Annotated in this window: 25 protein-coding genes (1 of these 25 cut by a window edge); 15 read left to right on the top strand and 10 right to left on the bottom strand. The window is 63.5% G+C overall.

The features are described 5' to 3' along the window. Window positions 1–329, bottom strand: a 329-nt coding sequence (locus ACSQ84_RS30340; protein WP_436215393.1) for a hypothetical protein, incomplete at its 3' end; no start/stop codon positions are given. Window positions 330–339: 10 nt separating this feature from the next. Further along, entirely contained in the window at window positions 340–747 is a 408-nt protein-coding gene (locus ACSQ84_RS30335) for an ACT domain-containing protein (protein WP_436215392.1), read from the bottom strand. A gap of 314 nt (window positions 748–1,061) precedes the next feature. Between ACSQ84_RS30335 and ACSQ84_RS30330 the strand changes: the two genes are divergently transcribed. From ACSQ84_RS30330 to ACSQ84_RS30320, 3 genes are all read left to right on the top strand, one after another. Next, window positions 1,062–1,574 (top strand): CvpA family protein, encoded by a 513-nt coding sequence (locus tag ACSQ84_RS30330; protein ID WP_436215391.1) that lies wholly within the window; start codon window positions 1,062–1,064, stop codon window positions 1,572–1,574. Window positions 1,575–1,696: 122 nt separating this feature from the next. Then, window positions 1,697–2,479, top strand: coding sequence for an SDR family oxidoreductase (locus ACSQ84_RS30325; protein ID WP_436215390.1), 783 nt, complete (start codon window positions 1,697–1,699; stop codon window positions 2,477–2,479). A gap of 22 nt (window positions 2,480–2,501) precedes the next feature. Next, the gene (locus ACSQ84_RS30320) at window positions 2,502–3,491 is read left to right on the top strand and encodes an NADPH:quinone reductase (protein ID WP_436215389.1); all 990 of its coding nucleotides are present in this window, start codon (window positions 2,502–2,504) and stop codon (window positions 3,489–3,491) included. Here the strand turns inward: ACSQ84_RS30320 and ACSQ84_RS30315 are convergent, their stop codons facing one another. Continuing rightward, window positions 3,492–3,905 carry a DUF3775 domain-containing protein gene (locus ACSQ84_RS30315; RefSeq protein ID WP_436215388.1) on the bottom strand — a complete coding sequence of 138 codons (414 nt, stop codon included), beginning with the start codon at window positions 3,903–3,905 and terminating at the stop codon, window positions 3,492–3,494. Window positions 3,906–4,028: 123 nt separating this feature from the next. Here ACSQ84_RS30315 and ACSQ84_RS30310 point away from each other — a divergent pair, with 123 nt between their 5' ends. The 5 genes from ACSQ84_RS30310 to ACSQ84_RS30290 all read left to right on the top strand — a co-directional run bounded on the left by ACSQ84_RS30310 (window position 4,029) and on the right by ACSQ84_RS30290 (window position 8,497). Further along, window positions 4,029–4,877, top strand: a complete 849-nt coding sequence (locus ACSQ84_RS30310; RefSeq protein WP_436215387.1) for an MBL fold metallo-hydrolase — start codon at window positions 4,029–4,031, stop codon at window positions 4,875–4,877. A 249-nt stretch (window positions 4,878–5,126) separates the two neighbouring features. Continuing rightward, entirely contained in the window at window positions 5,127–5,969 is an 843-nt protein-coding gene (locus tag ACSQ84_RS30305) for a fumarylacetoacetate hydrolase family protein (protein ID WP_436215386.1), read from the top strand. Between the two features lie 154 nt (window positions 5,970–6,123). Continuing rightward, window positions 6,124–6,738, top strand: coding sequence for a glutathione S-transferase family protein (locus ACSQ84_RS30300; protein ID WP_436215385.1), 615 nt, complete (start codon window positions 6,124–6,126; stop codon window positions 6,736–6,738). Between the two features lie 83 nt (window positions 6,739–6,821). Then, entirely contained in the window at window positions 6,822–7,691 is an 870-nt protein-coding gene (locus ACSQ84_RS30295) for an MBL fold metallo-hydrolase (RefSeq protein ID WP_436215384.1), read from the top strand. Further along, window positions 7,688–8,497: an enoyl-CoA hydratase/isomerase family protein gene (locus tag ACSQ84_RS30290; RefSeq protein WP_436215383.1), complete on the top strand. Its 810-nt coding sequence runs from the start codon at window positions 7,688–7,690 to the stop codon at window positions 8,495–8,497. Before ACSQ84_RS30295 ends, ACSQ84_RS30290 begins: the two co-directional genes overlap by 4 nt. A gap of 305 nt (window positions 8,498–8,802) precedes the next feature. On the opposite strand, the gene ACSQ84_RS30285 is transcribed toward ACSQ84_RS30290, so the two are convergent. After that, window positions 8,803–9,345, bottom strand: a complete 543-nt coding sequence (locus ACSQ84_RS30285) for a methylated-DNA--[protein]-cysteine S-methyltransferase (RefSeq protein WP_436215382.1) — start codon at window positions 9,343–9,345, stop codon at window positions 8,803–8,805. A 198-nt stretch (window positions 9,346–9,543) separates the two neighbouring features. On the opposite strand from ACSQ84_RS30285, the gene ACSQ84_RS30280 reads away from it, so the two are divergent. Both ACSQ84_RS30280 and ACSQ84_RS30275 read left to right on the top strand, forming a co-directional pair. Then, window positions 9,544–10,356, top strand: coding sequence for an alpha/beta fold hydrolase (locus ACSQ84_RS30280; RefSeq protein ID WP_436215381.1), 813 nt, complete (start codon window positions 9,544–9,546; stop codon window positions 10,354–10,356). Between the two features lie 4 nt (window positions 10,357–10,360). Then, window positions 10,361–11,167: an alpha/beta fold hydrolase gene (locus tag ACSQ84_RS30275; protein ID WP_436215380.1), complete on the top strand. Its 807-nt coding sequence runs from the start codon at window positions 10,361–10,363 to the stop codon at window positions 11,165–11,167. A gap of 16 nt (window positions 11,168–11,183) precedes the next feature. Here the strand turns inward: ACSQ84_RS30275 and ACSQ84_RS30270 are convergent, their stop codons facing one another. Together ACSQ84_RS30270 and ACSQ84_RS30265 are read right to left on the bottom strand one after the other, a co-directional pair. Then, window positions 11,184–12,917 carry an adenylate/guanylate cyclase domain-containing protein gene (locus ACSQ84_RS30270; protein ID WP_436215379.1) on the bottom strand — a complete coding sequence of 578 codons (1,734 nt, stop codon included), beginning with the start codon at window positions 12,915–12,917 and terminating at the stop codon, window positions 11,184–11,186. A 231-nt stretch (window positions 12,918–13,148) separates the two neighbouring features. Then, the gene (locus tag ACSQ84_RS30265) at window positions 13,149–13,604 is read right to left on the bottom strand and encodes a carboxymuconolactone decarboxylase family protein (RefSeq protein WP_436215412.1); all 456 of its coding nucleotides are present in this window, start codon (window positions 13,602–13,604) and stop codon (window positions 13,149–13,151) included. Between the two features lie 117 nt (window positions 13,605–13,721). Here ACSQ84_RS30265 and ACSQ84_RS30260 point away from each other — a divergent pair, with 117 nt between their 5' ends. Next, window positions 13,722–14,579 (top strand): sigma-70 family RNA polymerase sigma factor, encoded by an 858-nt coding sequence (locus tag ACSQ84_RS30260; RefSeq protein ID WP_436215378.1) that lies wholly within the window; start codon window positions 13,722–13,724, stop codon window positions 14,577–14,579. 48 nt (window positions 14,580–14,627) lie between these two features. Here ACSQ84_RS30260 and ACSQ84_RS30255 read toward each other — a convergent pair whose 3' ends face one another. Together ACSQ84_RS30255 and ACSQ84_RS30250 are read right to left on the bottom strand one after the other, a co-directional pair. Continuing rightward, a complete protein-coding gene (locus tag ACSQ84_RS30255; RefSeq protein ID WP_436215377.1) occupies window positions 14,628–15,062 on the bottom strand; it encodes a type II toxin-antitoxin system HicB family antitoxin in 435 nt (144 codons plus the stop codon). A gap of 163 nt (window positions 15,063–15,225) precedes the next feature. Continuing rightward, window positions 15,226–16,041, bottom strand: coding sequence for a class I SAM-dependent methyltransferase (locus ACSQ84_RS30250; RefSeq protein ID WP_436215376.1), 816 nt, complete (start codon window positions 16,039–16,041; stop codon window positions 15,226–15,228). A 154-nt stretch (window positions 16,042–16,195) separates the two neighbouring features. Here ACSQ84_RS30250 and ACSQ84_RS30245 point away from each other — a divergent pair, with 154 nt between their 5' ends. From ACSQ84_RS30245 to ACSQ84_RS30235, 3 genes are all read left to right on the top strand, one after another. Continuing rightward, on the top strand, window positions 16,196–16,870 hold the full coding sequence (locus tag ACSQ84_RS30245) for a GntR family transcriptional regulator (RefSeq protein ID WP_436215375.1): 675 nt from the start codon (window positions 16,196–16,198) through the stop codon (window positions 16,868–16,870). A 111-nt stretch (window positions 16,871–16,981) separates the two neighbouring features. Then, complete coding sequence (locus ACSQ84_RS30240; protein ID WP_436215374.1) at window positions 16,982–17,782, top strand: phytanoyl-CoA dioxygenase family protein; 801 nt, start codon at window positions 16,982–16,984, stop codon at window positions 17,780–17,782. Window positions 17,783–17,948: 166 nt separating this feature from the next. Beyond that, window positions 17,949–19,268, top strand: coding sequence for an NAD(P)H-dependent oxidoreductase (locus ACSQ84_RS30235; protein WP_436215373.1), 1,320 nt, complete (start codon window positions 17,949–17,951; stop codon window positions 19,266–19,268). An 8-nt stretch (window positions 19,269–19,276) separates the two neighbouring features. Here the strand turns inward: ACSQ84_RS30235 and ACSQ84_RS30230 are convergent, their stop codons facing one another. Together ACSQ84_RS30230 and ACSQ84_RS30225 are read right to left on the bottom strand one after the other, a co-directional pair. Continuing rightward, complete coding sequence (locus tag ACSQ84_RS30230) at window positions 19,277–19,645, bottom strand: VOC family protein (RefSeq protein ID WP_436215372.1); 369 nt, start codon at window positions 19,643–19,645, stop codon at window positions 19,277–19,279. 54 nt (window positions 19,646–19,699) lie between these two features. Then, on the bottom strand, window positions 19,700–20,785 hold the full coding sequence (locus tag ACSQ84_RS30225; RefSeq protein ID WP_436215371.1) for an NAD-dependent epimerase/dehydratase family protein: 1,086 nt from the start codon (window positions 20,783–20,785) through the stop codon (window positions 19,700–19,702). A gap of 218 nt (window positions 20,786–21,003) precedes the next feature. Between ACSQ84_RS30225 and ACSQ84_RS30220 the strand changes: the two genes are divergently transcribed. After that, window positions 21,004–21,597, top strand: partial view of a TRAP transporter substrate-binding protein gene (locus ACSQ84_RS30220; RefSeq protein WP_436215370.1) — the 5' portion only. It continues 495 nt past the right edge of the window; the window shows 594 of its 1,089 coding nt (coding positions 1–594); its start codon is at window positions 21,004–21,006; the stop codon falls past the right edge of the window.

The following is a 21,597-nucleotide window of genomic DNA, read 5'->3' as shown; positions in this document are numbered from 1 at the left end:
AAACTATTGCTTCCAGGTGCATTGACGCCAGCACCGCGACGTCGGGACCACACGCTTTTGCCGTACGCTCTCGTGCCGTTCGTTATCGGCACTACCAGCGTCCACCGCGACCCGTCCCAACGATCGTGACGATCATGATACGCCCCTCTGGCGGGACGGGATGGCCGAAGATATAAACCGATTTTAATTTCCGTAAAAGCGAAATATTTTTTATTATCTACAATTTTTGGCTTGACATGATTTCCGTAAATCGGAAGTGATTTGCCCGTCGGGCTATTTTGCCGCACCTGACAGGAGGGGTTGGAGCCTTCTGCAGCATCGCGCGGCACTACGCGCTGGTCACTCCGAGCCCTCCAAGGACATGCCTTGCAAAATCTGCAGCGCCTCTTCGGCGCGGTGCTCGGGCACAAACAAATGATCGTGGTAATAGGCCGACACAGCATTCACGCTGATCCCGGCGTTCGCGAGCCGGCCGGTGATTGCAGCCAGAAACCCGACCGCTTCGAGCGAGGAATGAACCGTCAGCGTGATCAGGCGCGATGCGAATTGATGGGACAATCCTGCGCTTTCGGCTTCCTCACGCCGCATGACGAGAGTCGTTCCTTCCCGTTCTCGGAATACATGCACCGGCCTGAACGTGGCAGGAATTTCCTGATCTGCCCGGATGCTGCAAAAGACGAAAACACCGTCGTGCATTTCCGGCTTCATGTTCTGCAGCAAGATTGCAAGATCTGGTTCGCCCGGCACAGCCGCATCCTTTGAAAAAAGCTCCCGTAGGGCGGGTTCCCTTTAACCCGCCATCTCGCACGGAGCGGCGGGTTAAAGAGAACCAGCCCTACGCAGCTGTCGTCATTGCATGCGACAAGCGCGGAGCGCTTGTGCAAAGGCGCGAAGCATCGAAGCGCAGTGATGAGTATGGTTTCTTTACGGACGTGGAATAGGCCAGACATGGCGAAGTCCCGGAACTGAACGAGCCCATTGATACCTACGATTTCAGCGATCGCAAACCCGTTTCATTGACCAAGAAGGCGACGCCGGGAACAGGCAGGGATTTCTCATCCATGAACAGTTTCGATGCCGTCGTCTATCTCGGGCTATTGATTGCGGTGGTCACCGGCTTCAACACCGGCCTGTTGCGCAGCGGCGTCACGATCCTTGGCTATCTCCTGGCGATGCCGATCGCCGTGACGGCCACCACGTTGCTGGCGCCGCAGATCGCGGGCAAATTCGGCTCGCCCCTGATGCAGAATTCGCTGCTGTTCTTCGCAATCTTTCTGATATCAGGCATGGTGCTTGGAAAGCTGGCGTGCATGATGCTCGACGACACCATCGGATCGGCCGGTATCGGCGATCGCCTCGGTGGCGCGGCGCTTGGCGCGGTGCGCGCCGGCCTGGTCGCGATCACGCTGGTGCTGGTATTCGACCAGCTCGTCCCAGACGATCGCCAGCCGGCTTTCCTGACCGGTTCGCAACTGCGGCCGCTGCTGTCAATGGCTGGGCAGAAGGGTTTCAAGTCACTGCCGCCTGATGTCGCCGCCACCATCGACCGGCTGAAGCGAGAGCAGCGAATTTAGCAGGCGATGATCGGCTGATATGCATTTCGCGCGGCAACGAGCCACTTATCATGGCCGCCGCGATTGGCTACACTGGCGCCTTCGGACTTCAAAAAATCACCTGACATAACGGGAGTGAGACCGTGGATCTTGGAATCAAAGGCCGCCGTGCCATCGTATGTGCCTCCAGCAAGGGGTTGGGACGCGCCTGCGCGATGCAACTGGCCAATGAAGGCGTGCATGTCACCTTGACGGCGCGCGGCGCCGAAGCGCTGAAAAAGACCGCCGATGAAATCCGCAAGGCGCATCCCGGCGTCACAGTGACGGAAGTCGCCGGCGACATCACCACGCCGCAGGGGCGCGAGGATGTGCTGAAGGCCTGCCCGGATCCGGACATCCTGATCAACAATGCCGGCGGCCCGCCGCCCGGCGATTTCCGCAACTGGACCCGCGACGATTGGATCAAGGCTGTCGACGCCAACATGCTGACGCCGATCGAGCTGATCAAGGCCACGGTGGACGGCATGATGGCGCGCAAGTTCGGCCGCATCGTCAACATCACGTCGGCCGCGGTGAAATCGCCGATCGACATTTTGGGCCTCTCCAACGGCGCCCGCGCCGGTCTCACCGGCTTCGTTGCCGGCATCTCGCGCAAGACCGTGATCAACAATGTGACCATCAACGGCCTGCTGCCGGGTCCGTTCGACACCGATCGCCTGCGCGGCACCGCCAAGGGCGAAGCGGAGAAGCGCAAGATCGGCGTCGAGCAGGTGCTGGCAGAGCGGGCCAAACTCAATCCCGCCGGACGGTTCGGCACCCCCGAGGAGTTCGGCGAGGCCTGCGCCTTCCTGTGCAGCGCCAAAGCCGGCTTCATCACCGGGCAGAACATCCTGCTCGACGGCGGCGCGTTCCCGGGCACGCTCTGATGCAGCCTTTGAAGGGCGCGCGATGAAGGCGGTCTGGTACGAGCGAACAGGTCCCGCGCCCGAGGTGCTGACCTATGGGGAGATGCCGACACCTGAGGCCGGCCCGGGCGAGGTCCGGGTGCGGCTGAAGGCGTCGGGCGTCAATCCCGCCGATGTCGGCCGCCGCGGCGGCGGCTATCGCGCGATGGAATATCCGCGCGTGATCCCGAACAGCGACGGCGCCGGGATCGTCGACCAGATCGGCGACGGCGTCATCGACCTGAGGATTGGCCAGCGGGTCTGGCTGTTCAACGGCCAGCGCAATGGCCGCGCCTTCGGCACCGCGGCGGAATATATCGCGCTCGCCGAGCATCTGGTGACGCCGCTGCCGGATAGTCTTTCCTACGCCGCCGGCGCCACGCTCGGGATTCCCGGCATGACGGCGTGGTGCTGCCTGTTTTGCGATGGGCCGATCGCAGGACAAACCGTGCTGGTCACCGGCGGCGCCGGTGCGGTCGGCCACTACGCCGTGCAACTCGCCAAATGGGGCGGCGCGCAGGTGATCGCGACCGTCAGTTCGGCGGCGAAGGCCGAACAGGCACGACTTGCCGGCGCCGATCTCGTCGTCAACTACAAGACCGAAGACGTTGTCGCCAAGGTCATGGCGTTTACCGGGAAGCGCGGCGTGAACCGCGTGGTCGATGTCGATTTTGGCGGGAATATCGACACCACCTTGAAGGCGATGGCGGTCAATTCAACCATCGCGGTCTACGCCACCAACGGCAACCGCACGCCGACCGTGCCGATGCGCGAGCTGATGGAAAAATGCATCGCGGTGCGCGCGCTGGTGCTGTTCGCACTGCCGCCGCCGCTGCTTGCCGCCGCCCAGGCCGACATCACGAAGTGGCTCGCGGCGGGCAAGCGCATCCACAATGTGGCCGCGCAGTTTGCGCTCGCAGACACCGCGCAAGCGCATCTGGCGGTGGAAAAGGGCGACAAGCTCGGCACTGTTATCGTCGACTGCGCGCGGTAGCTACTGTGCGGGCGTGTTGCGCGCGTCGGTCCAGGACAGGCGGAATTCGTCGAGGCCTTCGGCAAGCAGATCGCCCAGCATCGGCTCGCCGAGCAGATAACTTGCGGTGCGGCCGTTGCGTCCTTCGGCGGCCTGGCGGCGCAGATCACTCCATTCCTCAATCGTGCCGTCGCCGCGGCCAAGCCGCATCAGGGCAACGAGATCGACTTGTTCGTCCTCGGATAGCGCGCTGATGAAGCCCGTGATCTCGCGCACGACGGGATCCTTGCCGTTATCCTGGAGCACGTCGATCATCTCGTCGTCGGCGGCATTTGAACCGGAATCCGGATCGGAGGTCGCTTCCTTGACGTCGAATTCCCGGGCTTTCTCGATCAAAAAGCCGATTTTTTCGCGCGAAATTGCGAGTTCCGGCATCGTTCGCTCCCTGTTTGGGCTCTGCGATAACGCCCGATGCCGCGAGATGATCCATTGCGAACAATTGCGGAAACCCGCATCTTTCCTGCCAAGAAAAAGCCAATCAAAAAAGAGGGACGCCGGATGCACTGGAATGTGGGCAAGGTCAAAATCACGAAGATCGTCGAACTGGAGACCGTCGGCAGTACCCGCTTCATCCTGCCGCTCGCGACCAACGAGGAAATCCAGAAACTGCCCTGGCTGATTCCGCATTTCGCCAATGAGGAAGGCCGCCTCAAAATGTCGATCCACTCGCTGCTGGTGGAAACGCCATCGCGGCGCATCATCGTCGACACGGGATTGGGCAACGACAAGCAAGGCCGCAACGTGCCGACCTGGAACAACCGGAAAGACCCTTTCCTCGACACGTTGACCGCGACAGGTTTTGCCCCTGACAGCATCGACACGGTGCTTTGCACGCACCTGCATGTCGACCATGTCGGCTGGAACACCAAACTGGTCGGCGGCGAGTGGGTGCCGACCTTTGCCAACGCGCGCTACGTGTTCGGCAGGACAGAATTCGAGCACTGGCGCGATCACAGCGACGAGCCCGATAAAAAGGCGGTGTTCGGCGATTCCGTCAAACCGATCGCCGATGCCGGCAAGGCCGATCTGGTGCCGAGCGACCATCGACTGTCCGACGAAATCACCCTGATCCCGACGCCCGGCCACAGCCCCGGTCATATGAGCCTTCATATCAAGTCCGATGGCGAAGAAGGGCTGCTCACCGGCGACGTCGCCCATCACCCCTGCCAGATGGCCCATCTCGATTGGTCGTCGACCGCGGATTCCGACCCCAAAGCGTCGGCCGAGACACGGCGCGAGCTGTTCGGGCGTTTTGCCGACACGCCGACGCTTGTCATCGGCGGCCACTTCAATGCCGGCCATATCAAGCGCGAGGGCGCAAGTTTCAAGTTCATCGCGCTGGGATAAATGGTCCTCCTCATGGTGAGGATCGCGTCTTCGCGCGTCTCGAACCACGTTTTGCCCTTCGGGCTACGCGTGGCGCAGCCGGGCACCAGAAAGGGCAAAGCGTGCCCGGCGAAGCCCAACGGGCGAAGACGGGCTCCTCAGGATGAGGACAGCAGCAATGCGCGCGGCTAGGTCAGTCCGCAGTTGAATTTCCCGGCCCGCTGTTCCATGAAGCATGCCAAGTAAAGAAACCCCTGAGGGAGCCATCAAATGAAGCTTGTTCGTTACGGCGCGATTGGCCAGGAAAAGCCCGGCCTGATCGATAAATCCGGCCAACTGCGCGATCTTTCCGCGCATGTGAAGGACCTCAATGGCGAAGCCTATGCGCCGGCGTCGCTGGCCAAGCTCGCAGCATTGGATCCCGCCAAACTTCCCGCCGTCGACGGCAAGCCGCGCTTCGGCGCGCCGGTCACCGGCATCTCGAAATTCGTCGCCATCGGTCTCAACTATGCCGATCACGCCAAGGAAACCGGCTCCCCGATCCCACCGGAACCGATTTTCTTCCTGAAGGCCAACACCTCGCTGAGCGGCCCGAACGACGCAATCGAAAAGCCGCGCGAGTCCAGGAAGCTCGACTGGGAAGTCGAGATCGCCGCCATCATCGGCACCCGCGCCAAATATGTCAGCGAGGCCGACGCGCTCAACCACGTCGCCGGCTACTGCGTCTGCAACGACGTCTCCGAGCGCTACTTCCAGCAGGAGCGCGGCGGACAATGGACCAAGGGCAAGTCGCACGACACGTTCGGCCCGGTCGGCCCGTGGCTGGTGACCAAGGATGAAATCGCCGACGTGCAGAAACTGTCGATGTGGCTCGACGTCAACGGCACGCGCTGCCAGACCGGATCGACCTCGACCATGATCTTCTCGATGGCGAAGTGCATTGCCTACCTCTCGACGTTCCTCACGCTGCTGCCCGGCGACATCGTCACCACGGGCACGCCGCCCGGCGTCGGCCTCGGCATGAAGCCGCCAAAATTCCTCAATGTCGGCGACGTCGTCACCCTCGGCATCGAAGGTCTCGGCGAGCAGCGGCAGGTCGTCATCGAGGCGTGAGGCGATCCGTCATACCCCGCGCAGGCGGGGTATCCAGTACGCCGCGGCTTTCGTGATTAGACCGGACCGCCGCGGAGTACTGGATCATCCGCTTTCGCGGATGATGACACTGAGGACTTGAGACGCGCGTCGATGAATTTCAGGAAACAAAAAAATGAAACTCAGCTTCTCCCCCGCCTCGCCTTTCGCCCGCAAGGTCCGCATCGCCGCGATCGAGACCGGGCTGATCGACAAGATCGAGTTCATCTCGGCGACGGTGGCGCCGGGCACGGCCAACGAGGAGTATTCGAAGATCACGCCGCTGAAGAAGCTGCCGGTGCTGATCCTGGACAATGGCGACGTTATTCTCGACTCGTACGTGATCGTCGAATATCTCGACGAACTCGCCGGCGGCGGCAGACTGATCCCGGCCTCCGGGGCGACGCGCTGGCAGGTCAAGACCGATCACGCGCTGCTGCAGGGCATGCTCGATGCCATGCTGCTGTGCCGCTACGAAAAGATGGTGCGGCCGCAGGGACTGCAATGGCAGGCGTGGTCCGACGACCACTGGAACCGGGCCTGGACCGGGATGGCGCGGTTCGAGAACAAGCCAGAGGTGCTGTCGCGGCCGTTCGACATCGTGCAGATCGGCCTCGTCTGCGTGCTCGGCTATGCCGACTTCCGCTTCGCCGATTGCGGCTGGCGCAAGGCGTTTCCGAAGCTCGATGCGTTCCATCAGCGCATGCTGGAGCGGCCGTCGGTGAAAATCTCGGTACCGCCGGCGGCGTAATAACGAGCGGATAGGATAACGACGATCGAGGTCAACCAGGATCGGCGGCGCCTCGGATTCTCTATCAATCGCGGGATACAGCCATGAGCCTGAAATTCACCGTCGGCGATCTCACCATCCACCGCATCATCGAGCAGGAGACCACCTTCGTGCCGGCGCTGGAGATGCTGCCGGGCCTGACGCCGGGCTTGCTGGCGGAAAACCGCGGCTGGATGCAAAAGGCCGGCGCGCTCGACGCCAATGACGTGCTGATGCTGTGTTTCCAGTCCTACATCGTCACGACGCCGCACCACACCATCCTGATCGACAGCTGCATCGGCAACGACAAGCCGCGGCCGCTGCGGCCGAAATGGAACATGAAGACCGACGACACGTACGCGCGCGCGCTCGCCGCGGCGGGCTTCTCGGTCGGCGATATCGACTATGTCATGTGCACGCATCTGCATGTCGACCATGTCGGCTGGAATACGCGGCTGGAGAACGGCCGCTGGGTGCCGACCTTTCCGAAGGCGCGCTATGTGTTCGGCAAGGCCGAGTTCGACTACTGGACCGAAACCAATGCCAAGACGCCGGTGCCGCCGTTCGGCGACAGCGTGTTGCCGGTGGTCGAAGCCAGGCAGTCCGACATCGTGCGCGACGATTTTGCGATCGGCGATCACACGCGCCTGCTGCCGACGCCGGGCCACACCCCCGGCCACCTCGCCTTCACCTTCGGCCGCGGCAAGGACGACGCGGTGTTCTCGGGCGATTTGATGCACTCGCCGATTCAGACACGCTATCCGGAGATGTCAGTCAAGTTCGACGTCGACCAGGCGCAGGCCGGCGTCACGCGCCGCAGCTTCCTCGAACGCTATTGCGACACCGAGACGCTGTGCTGCACCGCGCATTTCCCCTCACCGTCGGTGGGCAAAATCCGGCGCGCCGGCAACGGGTTTACCTGCGAGGCGATATGAGCGCGGCGCCGGAAACATCTGCGTTCGAGACCCTCACGCTGGAACGGGTCGATGACCACGTGACGCTCGTGCGGCTGAACCGGCCGGATGCCTCCAATGCGCTCAACACCCAGATGGGCCGCGATCTCGTGCGCTGTTTCGAGGATATCGCGCTCGATCCCGCCGATCTGCGCTGCATCGTCCTGACCGGATCCGGCGACAAGGCGTTTTGTGCGGGCGGCGACCTCAAGGAGCGCCGCGGCATGACCGACGAGCAATGGACGCGCCAGCACGTCATCTTCGAGCGGATGGTGCGGGCGCTGATCGATTGTCCGGTCCCGATCATCGGCGCCGTCAACGGCGCGGCCTATGGCGGCGGCTGCGAGATCGCAGGCGCTTGCGATTTCCTCTACGCGGCCGAGACCGCACGCTTTGCCCTGACCGAGGTAACGCTCGGCATCATGCCCGGCGGCGGCGGCACGCAAACCCTGCCGCGCGCGGTCGGCGAGCGCCGGGCCAAGGAGCTGATCCTGACCGGTAAGCCGTTCACGGCCACGCAGGCGCGCGACTGGGGTTTTGTGAACGAAGTATTTCCGCAACCCGATCTGCTGCGGGAAGCGCTGGCGACGGCATCGCGCATCGCCGGCAACGCCCCGATCTCGGTGCGCCAGGCAAAACTCGCCGTCCACCGCGGCCTGCAATCCTCGCTGCGCGACGGCCTGGCGCTCGAGATCGAGGCCTATAACCGGATGGTGCCGACCGCGGACCGCCGCGAAGGCGTGCTGGCGTTCAACGAGAAACGCAAGCCGAACTTCAAGGGACGGTGACCTGCGATGAGATTAGGTGAATAGCAACCGCGAAGGGATCGCGCTCCCTCTCCCGCTTGCGGGGGAGGGCTGGGGTGGGGGTCTATCCGCGAGTCATCAGGTGGAGAGAGCCCCCACCCGCCGCGCTTCGCGCGTCGACCTAAGAGCGAGCTTCGCTCGTCTCGACCCCGCAAGCGGGAGAGGTGCAGCGAGCCTAGAGCCTTTTCCGTTCCGATTGAATCGGAACGGGGCTCTAGATTCTTGGTTTGACGCGTTTTCTTGACGCGAACCGGTATCCACTTCGCTGGAAAACGCTCTAGCCCCGCTCAATCGAACAGGTTCGGCGTGTGGTTCACCACCGCGCCCTCGATCGCCAGCATCTTCAATTTCGTCACCACGCCGCCATTGGCGGAAAACCCGCCCGGCTTGTTGCCCGCCGCCAGCACGCGGTGACAGGGCACCACGATCGGACAGGGGTTGCGGCCGAGCGCCTGGCCGACGTCGCGCGACAGTTCGACGCCGCCGAGCTTTTTGGCAATGTCGCCATAGGTCATGGTCTGGCCCGGCGGAATGCGGCGCGCGATGTCATAGACGCCGCGGTTGAATTCGGGCACGCCGTCGAGATCAAGCACGACATCAGCAAGGTCGTTCGGCTTGCCGGCCAAGAGCTCGACAATCCCTTCGATCGCGGTCTGGACGTTCGCCGGCGGGGCGGCCTCATCAATCTCGCCATGGCGCTGCCGCAGGCGGGTGCGGGTCTTCTTCTCGTCGCCCATCGGCAGTTGCACCGACACAATGCCGCGCTCGCCCCACACGATGCCGCAGCGGCCGATCGGCGTGTCGAATATCGCATATTGCTGTTCGGTCATGATCTCGCTCCAGATCCTCTCGCTCCGATAGTCTGAGCTTGATGCTGGTCCCAAATCTAGGCTTGGAGCAAATCTAGACTTGGAGATTGTTGCTATCCACCCGAAACCTGAGGGAACTTGACGGCATAAACAACTTCCGATGATGTGGCATCGTCACCGCGCCATTCAATGGCCTCGTCCAAGCACACCGAGCCCCGCATGCAGACCCTTGCCGTCAACGGCTTCGACATGGCCTATCTCGATGTCGGAGAAGGCCCGCCGCTGGTGTGCGTGCATGGCTCGCTGTGCGACTTCCGGATCTGGTCGTCGGTACTGGGCCCACTGTCGAAAAAACACCGCGTGATCGCGCCGTCGCTGCGGCATTTCTTTCCGGACCACTGGGATGGCGTCGGCGACACCTATTCGATCGCGCAGCATGTCGATGACGTGATCGGCTTCATCGAGAAACTCGACATGGGGCCGGTCGATCTGATGGGCCATTCCCGCGGCGGGCACATCACGTTTCGCGTCGCGCAGCGGCGGCCGGACCTGTTGCGCAAGCTGATCCTGGCCGAGCCCGGCGGCGAACTCGACGCCACGCTCGATCCCGCCTACAAACCCGGCCCCTCGCCGCTCGCGGCCCGGATCGCCGCTTCCGCGGAACTCATCGCCAAAGGCGATATCGATGGCGGGCTGGAAATCTTCATGGACGCGCTGGAAGGCCCCGGCGCCTGGAAACGCCTGCCGGCGACGCCGAAGCAGTTGCTGCGCGACAACGCCACCACGCTGATCGGCCAGATGCGCGACGCCCGCCCGCCGTTCTCGAAGGCCGATGCCGAGGCGATCAGGACCCCGACGCTGTTCATCGGCGGCGCCAACACCCGGGGCACGCTGCCGCTGGTGCTGCGTGCATTGGCCGCGAACGTGAAGGGTTCGCGCACCGAGATGATCCCGGGCGCCACCCATCCGATGTTCGAACAGGCGCCGCAGAAATATTGCGAGATCGTGCTCGCGTTCCTGGCAGAGGCTTGATCGCATGCAAACGCTTCTCGTCAACGGCTATGACATCGCCTATCTCGACGTCGGCAGCGGCATGCCGCTGGTCTGCGTTCACGGCACGCTCGGCGATTTCCGCACCTGGTACCCGGTGCTCGGGCCGCTGTCGAAAACGCACCGTGTGATCGCGCTCAGCTTGCGGCACTTCTTCCCCGAACATTGGGACGGCGCCGGCAACGACTATCGGATGGCGCAGCACGTCGCCGACGTGATCGGCTTCATCGAGCAACTGAAAATCGGCCCCGTCGACCTGATGGGTCATTCCCGCGGCGGCCATATCGCCTTTCGCGTCGCCGAGCAGCGGCCGGACCTGTTGCGCAAGCTGGTGCTGGCCGAGCCAGGCGGGAACCTCGACGCCACGCTCGGCGAGACAGCTTCCGCTGCTTCTCCTATTGCGGCGCGGATTCCGGCCGCGGTGGAGAAAGTCAAAAGCGCCGATATCGACGGTGCGCTCGCCCTGATCGTCGACATGATCGATGGCGAAGGCACCTGGAAGCGGCTGCCGGCCGCACCCAAGCAACAACTCCGCGACAATGCCTTCACGCTGATCGGCCAGGTCGGCGAAGACCGCCGGCCATTTTCACGCAGCGAGGCGGAATCGATCAGGACGCCGACCTTGCTGATCGGCGGCGGCGACACGCAAGGCTCGCTGGCCCAGATCTGGCGCGTGCTGGCGCAGCATATTCCGAACGCCACAACCGCCGTGATTCCCGGCGCCCGCCACTGGATTTTCGATCAGGCGCCGCAGCAATTTTCCGAGGCGGTCCTGGAATTCCTGGCGGCGTGAGCGCTGCCGGCAGCGATCACTTTTCATCGAGACGCCACGTGCCGTCCCAATCGGGGCCGGGCGGGCTGGCCTGAAAGTCACTGATGCGTTTGATAAACGCCCTGCACGGTCCGTCGCCGGGGACCGCTTCCAGCGCGGCGCTGAAGGCGTGGCGCGCGTCGTCCCAACGGCGCTCGCGATAGGCCGCCAATCCCTCGGCATATCGACTCTGCAGCAGCGCCTGTTCGGGCGCGAGTTCGTCCTTGCGCCCCAGGATATCGAACACCGTCTCGGCATGGCTCTGACCGACGACGACCAGCCGGTCAATCTCGCGAAATTCAATGACGTCACCGGCCAGCGCGATCGTGGGCGCTGACACCAGCGAGTGGCTGCCATAGACCTTGTTGGCGCCCTCCAGCCGCGACGCCAGATTCACCGCGTCACCCATCACGGTGTAGCTCATCATGAACTCCGAACCGATGCTGCCGACCAGCACCTCGCCGGTCGCAACGCCGATGCGGACGTCGCAGTCGCTCGGCACCGTGCGCACGCCGAGCAATTCGGGCAGCTCCGTCCGCAACCCCGTACCACGGCGAGCCATGTCGATCGCGGCAAGGCAGGCCAGCTGCGCCTGCTCGCCGTCCTCGTTGAACGGAGGACCCCAGTAGGCCATGATCGCGTCGCCGATATATTTGTCGATGATCCCGCGATGATTGCGGATCGGCCCCGACATTGTCGACAGATAATGGTTCATTACCTTGACCAGCCCCTGCGGCGTCATCCCCGTGCTGAGGCTGGTAAATCCCTTCATGTCGCAGAACAGCACCGTCATTACCCGACGCTCGCCGTCGGCTGCGGTCTGCGCCTGCCGGTCGATCAGTCCTGCGACGACACGCGGGTCGATGTAGCGGCCGAACGTCTCGCGCATCTTCTCCTTGTGACGCAATTGCTCGACCATGTTGTTGAACGCGGACGTCAACTGCCCGATTTCATCCCGCGTGGTGACGTCGATCGATCCATCGAGACGGCCGGCCTCGACCGCGCGGGTGCCGTCCAGCAAGCGCCGGACCGGCCGGGTGATGCCCACGCTGACGAAGATTGCGAACATCAACCCCAAGACGGCCGCCAGTACCGTCAGGATCATGGAGATCACGATGGCCTTTTGCTGGTCCCGCATCGTCACCACGGCATCGCTGCGGACCTGTCCCAGCATCTCCGTGCGGATGTCTTCCACCTTCTGGTCGAACTCGTCGCGCAACGTGTCAGCACGGGCCAGGCTGGTCCTCACTTCCGCGAAGTTGCCCGCAGCGAGCAGCGTCATCATGCGCTTGTACTCATCGCTTAGATAGCGACGGAGGTCCCTGTTGACGTTTTCGATCCGATCGTCGATCCGGCCCAGCTTGAAATCGTCTGACTCAGTCGACGGATCATCGATGATCGCCTTGATCAACGCCCGCGCGGATTGCGCCTCCTGATCGATTTCCAGGCCTTTCGCCTCATAAATCTTTTGCTGATCGGCAAAGAGAGCCTCATCCGGCGGCGACTGCATCTTCGCGATCACCATTCTACGCACCGCCAGCCCCTGCTCCAGCGAGCGAACATTCATCCGGGCAAGATCCCCGTAGGCTTCGATATATTTGGTGCTGAGTTCGTCGAGCTGATGGGCGACTTTTCGCGTCATCACCGTCGACAGAACCGATGTGATCGCCATCAGGACAATCAGCCCGACGGCGATGGCAAGGATTCGTTTGCGGATCGACGGTCGCAGCATGGATTGGGGCTCAGACATATCGGGCGGACGGAATGGATGGCGGAGGCAAACGAAAAAAGCCCGGCCGATCGGAATCGGCCGAGCTTGTGTTTAGCTCGCGCCGGTGAATTTAGCACGAGCCTGCGCGTTAAAATTGAGCCTAGTTCTTGAGACTGAGGAGCGTCACAAGGGCGCGGCCTCTGCCGTGCCGCCGCCCGGGACCCAATGCAAGGCTGCGGTGCCGTGAGGTGCTCACACCTTCCAGACGCCCACCGGCTGGCGCACGGCGACGTTGAGCCTGTTCCAGACATTGATGCTGGCGATCGCCAGGACAAGCGTCGCCAGCTCCTGCTCGTCGAAATGCTTGTCGGCCTCATTCCAGATGGCATCCGGCACCGGGTCGGCCCGGTCGCTGATGCGGGTCAGCGCTTCCGTCAATGCCAATGCCGCCCGCTCGGCCTCCGTGAAATATGGCGTGTCGTACCAGGCCGCGACCGCGAACAGCCGCTCGTCGGTCTCCCCGGCCTTCCTGGCGAGCTTAGGGTGCATGTCGACGCAGACGCTGCAGCCATTGATCTGGCTGGCGCGCAGGTGCACCAGTTCGAGCAGTTTTTCGGGGAGGCCGTTCTTGGTCAGGTCGCCCAGCGACTGCAACGCCTTCATGGCCTCGGGAACGACCATGACCGGGTGGTTCATTCGTGCCTGCATCATCTTTGCTTCTCCATTCAATTTGTTCCGTTTGACGCCGCCATGCCGATTTGCTGTCACATCGGCGCGGTTTCGTTCGTCAAAGCCATGACGAGACACGACATGGGAATGTGACCGATGGACGAGAAAAAGTTTCTGGCTGAGAAATTCGAGGCCAACCGGGCCCATTTGCGCGCGGTGGCCTACCGCATGCTGGGATCGACCGCCGAGGTCGACGACGCCGTGCAGGAAACCTGGTTGCGCCTGAGCCGCACCGATACCAGCGCGGTCGAAAACCTCGGCGGCTGGCTGACCACCGTGGTCGCCCGCGTCTGCCTCGACATGCTGCGATCGCGCAAATCCCGGCGCGAGGAACCGATGGGCCCGCACGTGCCCGAGCCCGCCGCCAGCGACGAGCACGAGCGCGACACCGACATGGCCGATTCGGTCGGCGCGGCGCTGTTGGTGGTTCTGGAGACGCTGGCGCCGGCCGAACGGCTGGCCTTCGTGCTGCATGACATGTTCGCCGTCCCCTTCGAGGAGATCGCCCCGATCGTCGGGCGCACGCCGGCCGCGGCGAGGCAACTCGCCAGCCGTGCCCGCCGCCGGGTGCAGGGCACCCCGCCCGCGCCGGACGCCGATGTCAGCCGCCAAAAGAAGATCGTCGACGCGTTCCTGGCGGCCTCGCGCAGCGGTGATTTCGAGGGGCTGCTCGCGGTGCTGGATCCCGACGTCGTGTTCCGTGCCGATCAGGCCGCCCAGCGGCTGGGTTCGCTGCCGGAAATCCGCGGCGCTGCGGCGGTTGCCGAAACCTTCAAGGGCCGCGCCCAGAATGCCAAGCCTGCGTTGCTCGACGGCGCGCTGGGGGTCGTTGTCATCCTCGGCGGGCAATTGCGCATCGTGCTGCAGCTGACCATCAGCGGCGAAGGTATCTCGGCGATTGACGCAGTGGCTGACGCGGAGGCAATCGGTACCTTCGACGTGGAGGTGCTCTAGAGGCGTGCGGCTATCCAGGATGAGTAGGAGCAGTCTGCAAGCGGCGACCTACGCCGCCTCTTCCACGCTCACGACAAGGCGCTTTCCGAGCGCTCGCAGGGCATCGACCATCGCAGGGAGTTTAGTCGGATGCTTTGGATCGAGAATACGGCGGACTTCCTTTTCGTCCTTCCCCATGCGCCGGCCGAGTTCGCTTTTTCCGATCCCGGCCGCACTGAAGGCTTCCAGCACCGCAAGCTTTGCGGCAACGCCGGGCGCGACCGCAACCAACGTCAAGCCTTTGCCTTTGGCGCGCGCCTTTGGCAGCGGCAGCCCGCGCTCTGGATAGGTCAACAATGCAAGCCCCAGCGCTTCTTCAGCCTGCGCCCGCGCGTCCGCCATGTCGTCGCCCTGCGTGATTGCTTCTAGGACGTCGGGAAAGCTCACGACAATACCGCGCTTGTCGCCCCGCTCGAACTTGGGGGCATAGGTAAAGGTTCGCATAGCTTGGTTTCCTAAGACGTGACCACAATCGGCCGGATTTAGTCAGCTAACCCCAATTGCTCGGATCTTTCGTGCTGCAGCTGACCATCAGCGGGGAGCGTATCTCGGCGATTGACGCAGGCAATCGGCACATTCGATGTGGAAGTGATCCAGGGCTGCGCGCCTACCCCTGTTTTGTTGCGGAGAACACAATCGCCTGAAGCGGCATCCGGCCGGGATCGGCGCCGAACTCGCGGCGATAATCCTGCGCCAGCGCCGCGATAAGTTGCTCCGGCTCGACGCCGCCGCGCGCCTGGATCTGGTCGATCAGGGGATTGCCGAGAACCGCCGCGCGCGCGAACGCCGCGACATCGGCAATCACGCTTTCCTGCCGGATCACCGCGACGTTGATGTCACCGAAGCCGGCTTCGATCAGCATTTCCTTGATCGGATCGATCTGGTGGCAAGAGAACGGCACGCGATAGAATTGCGGCGGATCGGTGGGGAAAAACCGTTCGGCGATGGCATGACTGATCCGGCCGAACGGGTTGTAGCGGTGGGAGTCCCAGACGCTGAGCACATAACGCCCGCCGGGCGCGAGAACGCGAAATGCCTCGGAACAGGATTTTGGCTTGTCCGGAAAGAACATGATTCCGAACTGACAGACGACGGCATCGAAGCTGCCATCCGCAAACGGAAGCGCGACGGCATCGGCGGACTGAAACTCGACTTGCTCACCGGCGCGGAATTTGGTGCGCGCGATATCGAGCATCGGTGGATTGAGATCCGTCGCCATCAGTTTCGTCGTGGCCGGCAGCGCATCGCGCAGCTTCCGCGTCACGATGCCGGTGCCGGCCGCCGTCTCCAGCACCCGTGCCGGTTTGGCTGCAGCCACACGCCGGGAGATGTCGGCGGCATAGTCGGCGAAGATCACCGGGCCGAGGCCTTGATCATAATATTGCGGGATATTGCCGACGAAGCCGGCTGCGTCGTTGCTCATGATGGAACCTCCGATCGCGCTCCAGAGCCGCGAGCATAGCGCAGGGAATGACGCGTCCCAGTGCCCAGTTCACAATTGGAAAGGCTCTTGACCTCGCTGGCGTCCGTCGCTATTTTCGAATACGGAATTCCGTATTCCAAACTGGACGACCAACATGACCCCGTTAGATCCGCTCCCCAACCTGATCGACCAGGTCTATGGCCGGATCCTCGAGGCAATCATCGACCGCACGCTGCCGCCAGGCCAGCGGATCACCCAGAACGAGCTGGCCGAGAAGCTTGGCGTGTCGCGCCAGCCGGTTTCCCACGCGCTGCACCTGCTGCACCGGCAGGGCCTGGTGGCCGAGAGCGGCCGCCGCGGCTTCGAGGTCACCGAACTCGATCCGGCGCGTATCCGGCAGCTCTACGAGGTCCGCGGGGCCATCGACGGCCTGGCGGCGCGGCTTGCCGCCGGGCGGACCAGGACCGATACGGCTGGGCGGGCGGCGCTGGAAGCGGCCTTGAAGGCCGGTCGGGCCATCGGCCACGACACCCCGCTGGCGCGGCTGATCGCGCTCGACGTCGACTTTCACAGCGCGATCTATCGCCTGTCAGGCAATCCCGCGATCGAGGAAATGATCGCACCGCAATGGCCGCATATGCGCCGTTCGATGGCCACCGTGCTGGCCGAACTCGACTACCGCGACAGCGCCTGGAGCGAGCATGAGGCGATTGCCGGGCAGATTCTGGCCGGCAACGACAGTGCCGCCGAGGCCGCGGCGCTGGCGCACGCGCAAACGGCGGGACGGATGACGGAGGAAAGACTGAGGGCGACTGACAGGGCGGCGTGACTGAAACGCTGTCGTTCCGGGGCACGCGAAGCGTGAACCCGGAACCTCGAGATTCCGGGTTCGATGCTTCGCATCGCCCCGGAATGACAACAAACAAGAGGAGGAACGACCATGAAACTGACCCAACAGCAGATCGACGATTTCAACCGCGAAGGCTGGTTGTTCCTGCCCGAGCTGTTCAGCCCGGAGGAAGTGGCTTATCTCGCGCGCGAGGCCGAGGGCATCTATGACGCCGACCGGCCCGAGGTGTGGCGCGAGAAGAGCGGCGCGCCGCGCACCGCGTTTGCCGCGCATCTCTATAACGAGGCCTTCGGCGTGCTCGGCGCGCATCCGCGCATGATCGACCCGGTCGAGCAGGTGTTCGGCGAAAAAGTCTACATGCATCAGTACAAGATCAACGCCAAATCCGCCTTCACCGGCGACGTCTGGCAATGGCATCAGGATTACGGCACCTGGAAGCGCGACGACGGCATGCCGCAGCCGCGGGCCATGAACATCGCGATTTTCCTCGACGAAGTGATGCCGATCAATGGCCCCTTGATGCTGGTGCCGAAGAGCCAGCACGCCGGCGACCTCAAGGCCTCGCACGATCTCGAAACCACCTCCTATCCGTTGTGGACGCTGGATGAGGCCACCGTGACGCGGCTGGTGAAGGAAGGCGGCATCGTCGCGCCCACCGGCAAGGCCGGCGGCATGCTGATGTTCCACGGCAATCTGGTGCACGGTTCTGCCGGCAACATCACGCCCTATCCGCGAAAAATCGTCTATCTGACGCTGAACGCGGTCTCCAATTACATTCGAACCCCGACGCGGCCGGAATACATCGCCCACCGCGATTTCACGCCGATCCAGACCGTGGACGACGACGCACTGCTGCGATTAGCCCGCGCGCATCGCCAGGCGGCGGAGTAGAACCACTCTCGTGCCCCGGACGAAGGGCAACACGGAGTGGTGCGCCGCTGAGCCGGGGTCCATACTGAACCGCGCGCAGTTATCTCCCATGGATCCCGGCTCTGCGGAGCAGCGTTACACGCTGCACCGCGTCCGGGACACGCTCACGTACTTTGGATCATCCCCCATGAATCTCCACCACCTCCTCCAAGCCCGCCATGCGGCCGGCAAACCGGTCCGCGTCGCGCTGATCGGCGCCGGCAAATTCGGCTCGATGTTCCTGGCGCAGGTGCCGCACACGCCGGGGCTCGAGGTGCCGCTGATCATCGATCTCGACCGCGACCGCGCGCGCGAGGCGTGCCGCACCGTCGGCTGGGACGAAGAGCGGATCGCACGAACAACCTTCACCGACGATGGGGCGCGCGCGATTGCAGGCGGTGCGATCGACGTGGTGGTGGAAGCGACCGGCAATCCCGCCGTCGGCATCCGACACGCCCGCGCGGCGATTACGGCCGGCAAGCATGTGGTGATGGTCAATGTCGAGGCCGATGTGCTGGCAGGTCCGCTGCTCGCCGAGGAAGCCCGCAAGGCCGGCGTGGTCTATTCGTTGGCCTATGGTGATCAGCCGGCGCTGACATCGGAGATGGTGGACTGGGCGCGCGCGACGGGTTTCCGGGTGGTCGCTGCAGGTAAAGGTACGAAGTATCTGCCAGCCTATCACGACGTGACGCCGGAGGGCGTCTGGGGCCATTACGGCCTGACCGCGGGCGAGGCGCAATCCGCCGGCATGAATCCGCAGATGTTCAACTCGTTTCTCGACGGCACCAAATCCGCGATCGAAATGGCGGCGATTGCCAACGCCACCGGGCTCGACGTGCCCACCGACGGCCTGCTGTTCCCACCCTGCGGCGTCGACGACCTGCCGCATGTGATGCGGCCGCGCGACAGAGGCGGCGTGCTGGAGAAATCCGGCGTGGTGGAAGTGGTGTCGTCGCTGGAGCGCGACGGCCGCCCCGTATTTCGCGACTTGCGCTGGGGTGTCTATGTGGTGCTGGAAGCGCCCAACGACTACGCCGCGGACTGTTTCAGGCAATATGGGCTGAAGACCGACGCTTCGGGGCGGTTTGCCGCGATGTACAAGCCTTATCACCTGATCGGGCTGGAGCTGAACATCTCGATCCTGTCAGCGGCGTTGCGCAACGAACCGACCGGGCAGCCGCAGGGCTTTCGCGGCGACGTCGCGGCGGTGGCAAAACGCGATCTTCGCGCCGGCGAAATGCTCGACGGCGAAGGCGGCTACACGGTGTGGGGAAAATTGATGCCGGCGTCCACTAGCCTTGCCGCCGGTGCGCTGCCGATCGGCCTCGCCCATCGCGTCAAGCTGAAGAACAACGTCGCCCACGGCGGGGTGGTGCGCTGGAGCGATGTCGAGATCGACGCCAACAACGACACCATCAAGACCCGCAAGGCGATGGAGGCGAAGTTCGGGTCGATGGGCAACGCGTAACGATCAGGCTACGCCTGCTTGCGGCAAACCGCCTCAACATTGTGACCGTCGGGATCAAGCACGAACGCCCCGTAGTAATGCTCGTGATATTGCGGGCGCAGCCCCGGTGGCCCGTTGTCACGTCCCCCGGCTGCGAGCGCGGCCTGGTGAAACCGGTCCACGGTTTCGCGGTCCTCGGCCACAAAGGCGACGTGGGTGCCCGTCTGTGAAGCGTCTCTCTGGCCGATCCAGAAGAATGCTTTCCGACCAGCCCCATAGCCGGCGGCGGTCGGACCGTCGGCATACAAACGTTCGATGCCGAGGGGGCGAAGCGCCTCGTCGTAGAATTTCTTGGACTGCTCGATATCGCGGACGCCTAGGCTGACGTGGTCCAGCATCGTGGGCTCCAATGTTTCATCCCGTCATATCATGATGGCATCCGGCGTGCCGCGCTACGGCAGCAAGCGGCTCGACCGCGCCAGGCCGAACCATTTCCGGAACATCGCCTCCGTATCCATCATCTCGGTAAAGCCGGCTTGGTTGATCTTCACGGTCGAGACGATCGACGGCGGGCCATATTCGGTCTGGCCGTAGCGCATGCTGTAATCGGCATACTGGAACGAGAGGCCGACGAACGCCTCAAGGCCGGGGGAGATCAAATCGTGCTTGCGCCGCAGTTCGTCCCATGGCGCGATCCATTTTGGATATTCCTGCGCCAGCGATAGCGGTACAGCGTCGCCGGGCTTCATCCCGAGTGCATCCGCAATCGCCGGCCAGACATTCTCCCAGGTGAAGACGTCGCCATTGGCGACGTTGAAGGCCTCATTGCGCGCGGCGGCCGCCTCGCCGGCCCAGGCAATCGCGCGCGCCAGCAGATCGACGTCCACCGCCTGCGACACCCGCGGCGCACCGCCGGGATAGTCGAGCGGGCGGCCTTGTTCGCGCAGCATCGACGCGTAGACGCCGAGCGGCGGGATCAGATCCATGGCGCCGCCGATGGTCTCGCCGACGATCAGTACGGGGCGCAGGATGCTCCAGTGCCAGGCCTTGCCCCGCTGCAGTTCGCGCAGGAAGTTTTCCTGCGCCCAGTAGAAATTCGGCTGCTCGTACATTTCCGAGCGGCCCTCGCGCGCCGGCACGGTGAGCGGCCGGACGTGAACGCCATAGGCCTTGGTGCCTTGCAGCAGCGCCACGTGCCGCAGCTGCGGCGCGACCGGCTCCAGCACCGCCATCAGGTTGCGCAGCATCACATCGTTGGTGCGGATCTGGTCCTGGTCGCGCCAGCCATCGACCAGATTGGGCGCTTCATAGAGCGCGGCATAAACAAGGTGGGTAGCGCCCTGCAATTCGGTTGCGGCGTGCCGGCACTGCACGGAATTGGTGAGGTCGATCGGAACGTGCCTGGCGCCGTAGAGCTCGCGCGGCTTGCGTCGCGACAGCGCCAGAACGTCGCATCCAGCCAACGGGCCGAAGTGCCGCAATGCGGCATTGCCCACCAACCCCGTCGCACCGGCGATCACGACCTTCTTCTCTGCCATTCCCGGCTCCTGCGGCGATTAACGGCCTTCCCTACCGGCCAGCCGCGTCAGGCCGAGCCAGAACCCTTGATTATCGATCCCCGATTGGTCATCCTGCCTCAAGGGTTTGAAAGGCTTGATATCAATCACCAATCGAACGTCGGCCATCGTCGGACAAGAACGACACATCAAGATCGTTGTCCGGTGGTCAGTATAGAAAAACAAAAGAGGAAACACATATGAAACGTCGTGATTTTATTAAGGTAGGCGGTGTCGGTCTCGCCGCGACTGCGGTCGCATCACCGGCCATCGCGCAATCCAATCCTGAAATCAAGTGGCGGCTTGCGGCCAGCTGGCCCAAGGCGCTCGATACGCTCTACGGCGGCTGCGAATTTTTCTGCAAGCGCGTTGCCGATATCACCGACAACAAATTCCAGATTCAGCCGTTCGCCGGCGGCGAAATCGTGCCGGGCCTGCAGGTGCTCGACGCCGTCTCTAACGGCACCGTCGAAATGGGCAACACGGCGCTCTATTACTATTGGGGCAAGAATCCCGCCTTCACGTTCGGCACCTCGCTGCCGTTCGGCCTCAACACCCGCGCGCATATCGCGTGGATGCGGTTCGGCGGCGGCATGGATATGCTGAACGACCTGATGAAGGAATATAAGGTCGTCGGCGTTCCGACCGGAAGCACCGGCGCCCAGATGGGCGGCTGGTTCCGGAAGGAAATCAAGTCGATGGAGGATTTCAAGGGCCTGAAATTCCGCGTCGGCGGTTTCGCCGGCACCATCATCGCCAAGGTCGGCGGCGTCCCGCAACAGATCGCGGGCGGC

Source organism: Bradyrhizobium sp. LjRoot220, assembly GCF_964252915.1.
Lineage (GTDB): Bacteria > Pseudomonadota > Alphaproteobacteria > Rhizobiales > Xanthobacteraceae > Bradyrhizobium.
Note: the sequence above shows the minus strand (reverse complement) of the source record. Positions and strands in the feature narration are given on the sequence as shown.

Excerpts from the sequence above, each read along its gene's own strand:
- ACSQ84_RS30255 (WP_436215377.1), bottom strand. The coding sequence starts at position 15,062 with ATGCGAACCTTTACCTATGCCCCCAAGTTCGAGCGGGGCGACAAGCGC.
- ACSQ84_RS30250 (WP_436215376.1), bottom strand. The coding sequence starts at position 16,041 with ATGAGCAACGACGCAGCCGGCTTCGTCGGCAATATCCCGCAATATTAT.
- ACSQ84_RS30320 (WP_436215389.1), top strand. The coding sequence starts at position 2,502 with ATGAAGGCGGTCTGGTACGAGCGAACAGGTCCCGCGCCCGAGGTGCTG.
- ACSQ84_RS30275 (WP_436215380.1), top strand. The coding sequence starts at position 10,361 with ATGCAAACGCTTCTCGTCAACGGCTATGACATCGCCTATCTCGACGTC.
- ACSQ84_RS30310 (WP_436215387.1), top strand. The coding sequence starts at position 4,029 with ATGCACTGGAATGTGGGCAAGGTCAAAATCACGAAGATCGTCGAACTG.
- ACSQ84_RS30225 (WP_436215371.1), bottom strand. The coding sequence starts at position 20,785 with ATGGCAGAGAAGAAGGTCGTGATCGCCGGTGCGACGGGGTTGGTGGGC.
- ACSQ84_RS30270 (WP_436215379.1), bottom strand. The coding sequence starts at position 12,917 with ATGCTGCGACCGTCGATCCGCAAACGAATCCTTGCCATCGCCGTCGGG.
- ACSQ84_RS30240 (WP_436215374.1), top strand. The coding sequence starts at position 16,982 with ATGAAACTGACCCAACAGCAGATCGACGATTTCAACCGCGAAGGCTGG.
- ACSQ84_RS30235 (WP_436215373.1), top strand. The coding sequence starts at position 17,949 with ATGAATCTCCACCACCTCCTCCAAGCCCGCCATGCGGCCGGCAAACCG.
- ACSQ84_RS30305 (WP_436215386.1), top strand. The coding sequence starts at position 5,127 with ATGAAGCTTGTTCGTTACGGCGCGATTGGCCAGGAAAAGCCCGGCCTG.
- ACSQ84_RS30245 (WP_436215375.1), top strand. The coding sequence starts at position 16,196 with ATGACCCCGTTAGATCCGCTCCCCAACCTGATCGACCAGGTCTATGGC.
- ACSQ84_RS30280 (WP_436215381.1), top strand. The coding sequence starts at position 9,544 with ATGCAGACCCTTGCCGTCAACGGCTTCGACATGGCCTATCTCGATGTC.
- ACSQ84_RS30285 (WP_436215382.1), bottom strand. The coding sequence starts at position 9,345 with ATGACCGAACAGCAATATGCGATATTCGACACGCCGATCGGCCGCTGC.
- ACSQ84_RS30230 (WP_436215372.1), bottom strand. The coding sequence starts at position 19,645 with ATGCTGGACCACGTCAGCCTAGGCGTCCGCGATATCGAGCAGTCCAAG.
- ACSQ84_RS30290 (WP_436215383.1), top strand. The coding sequence starts at position 7,688 with ATGAGCGCGGCGCCGGAAACATCTGCGTTCGAGACCCTCACGCTGGAA.
- ACSQ84_RS30295 (WP_436215384.1), top strand. The coding sequence starts at position 6,822 with ATGAGCCTGAAATTCACCGTCGGCGATCTCACCATCCACCGCATCATC.
- ACSQ84_RS30330 (WP_436215391.1), top strand. The coding sequence starts at position 1,062 with ATGAACAGTTTCGATGCCGTCGTCTATCTCGGGCTATTGATTGCGGTG.
- ACSQ84_RS30315 (WP_436215388.1), bottom strand. The coding sequence starts at position 3,905 with ATGCCGGAACTCGCAATTTCGCGCGAAAAAATCGGCTTTTTGATCGAG.
- ACSQ84_RS30260 (WP_436215378.1), top strand. The coding sequence starts at position 13,722 with ATGGACGAGAAAAAGTTTCTGGCTGAGAAATTCGAGGCCAACCGGGCC.
- ACSQ84_RS30265 (WP_436215412.1), bottom strand. The coding sequence starts at position 13,604 with ATGCAGGCACGAATGAACCACCCGGTCATGGTCGTTCCCGAGGCCATG.
- ACSQ84_RS30300 (WP_436215385.1), top strand. The coding sequence starts at position 6,124 with ATGAAACTCAGCTTCTCCCCCGCCTCGCCTTTCGCCCGCAAGGTCCGC.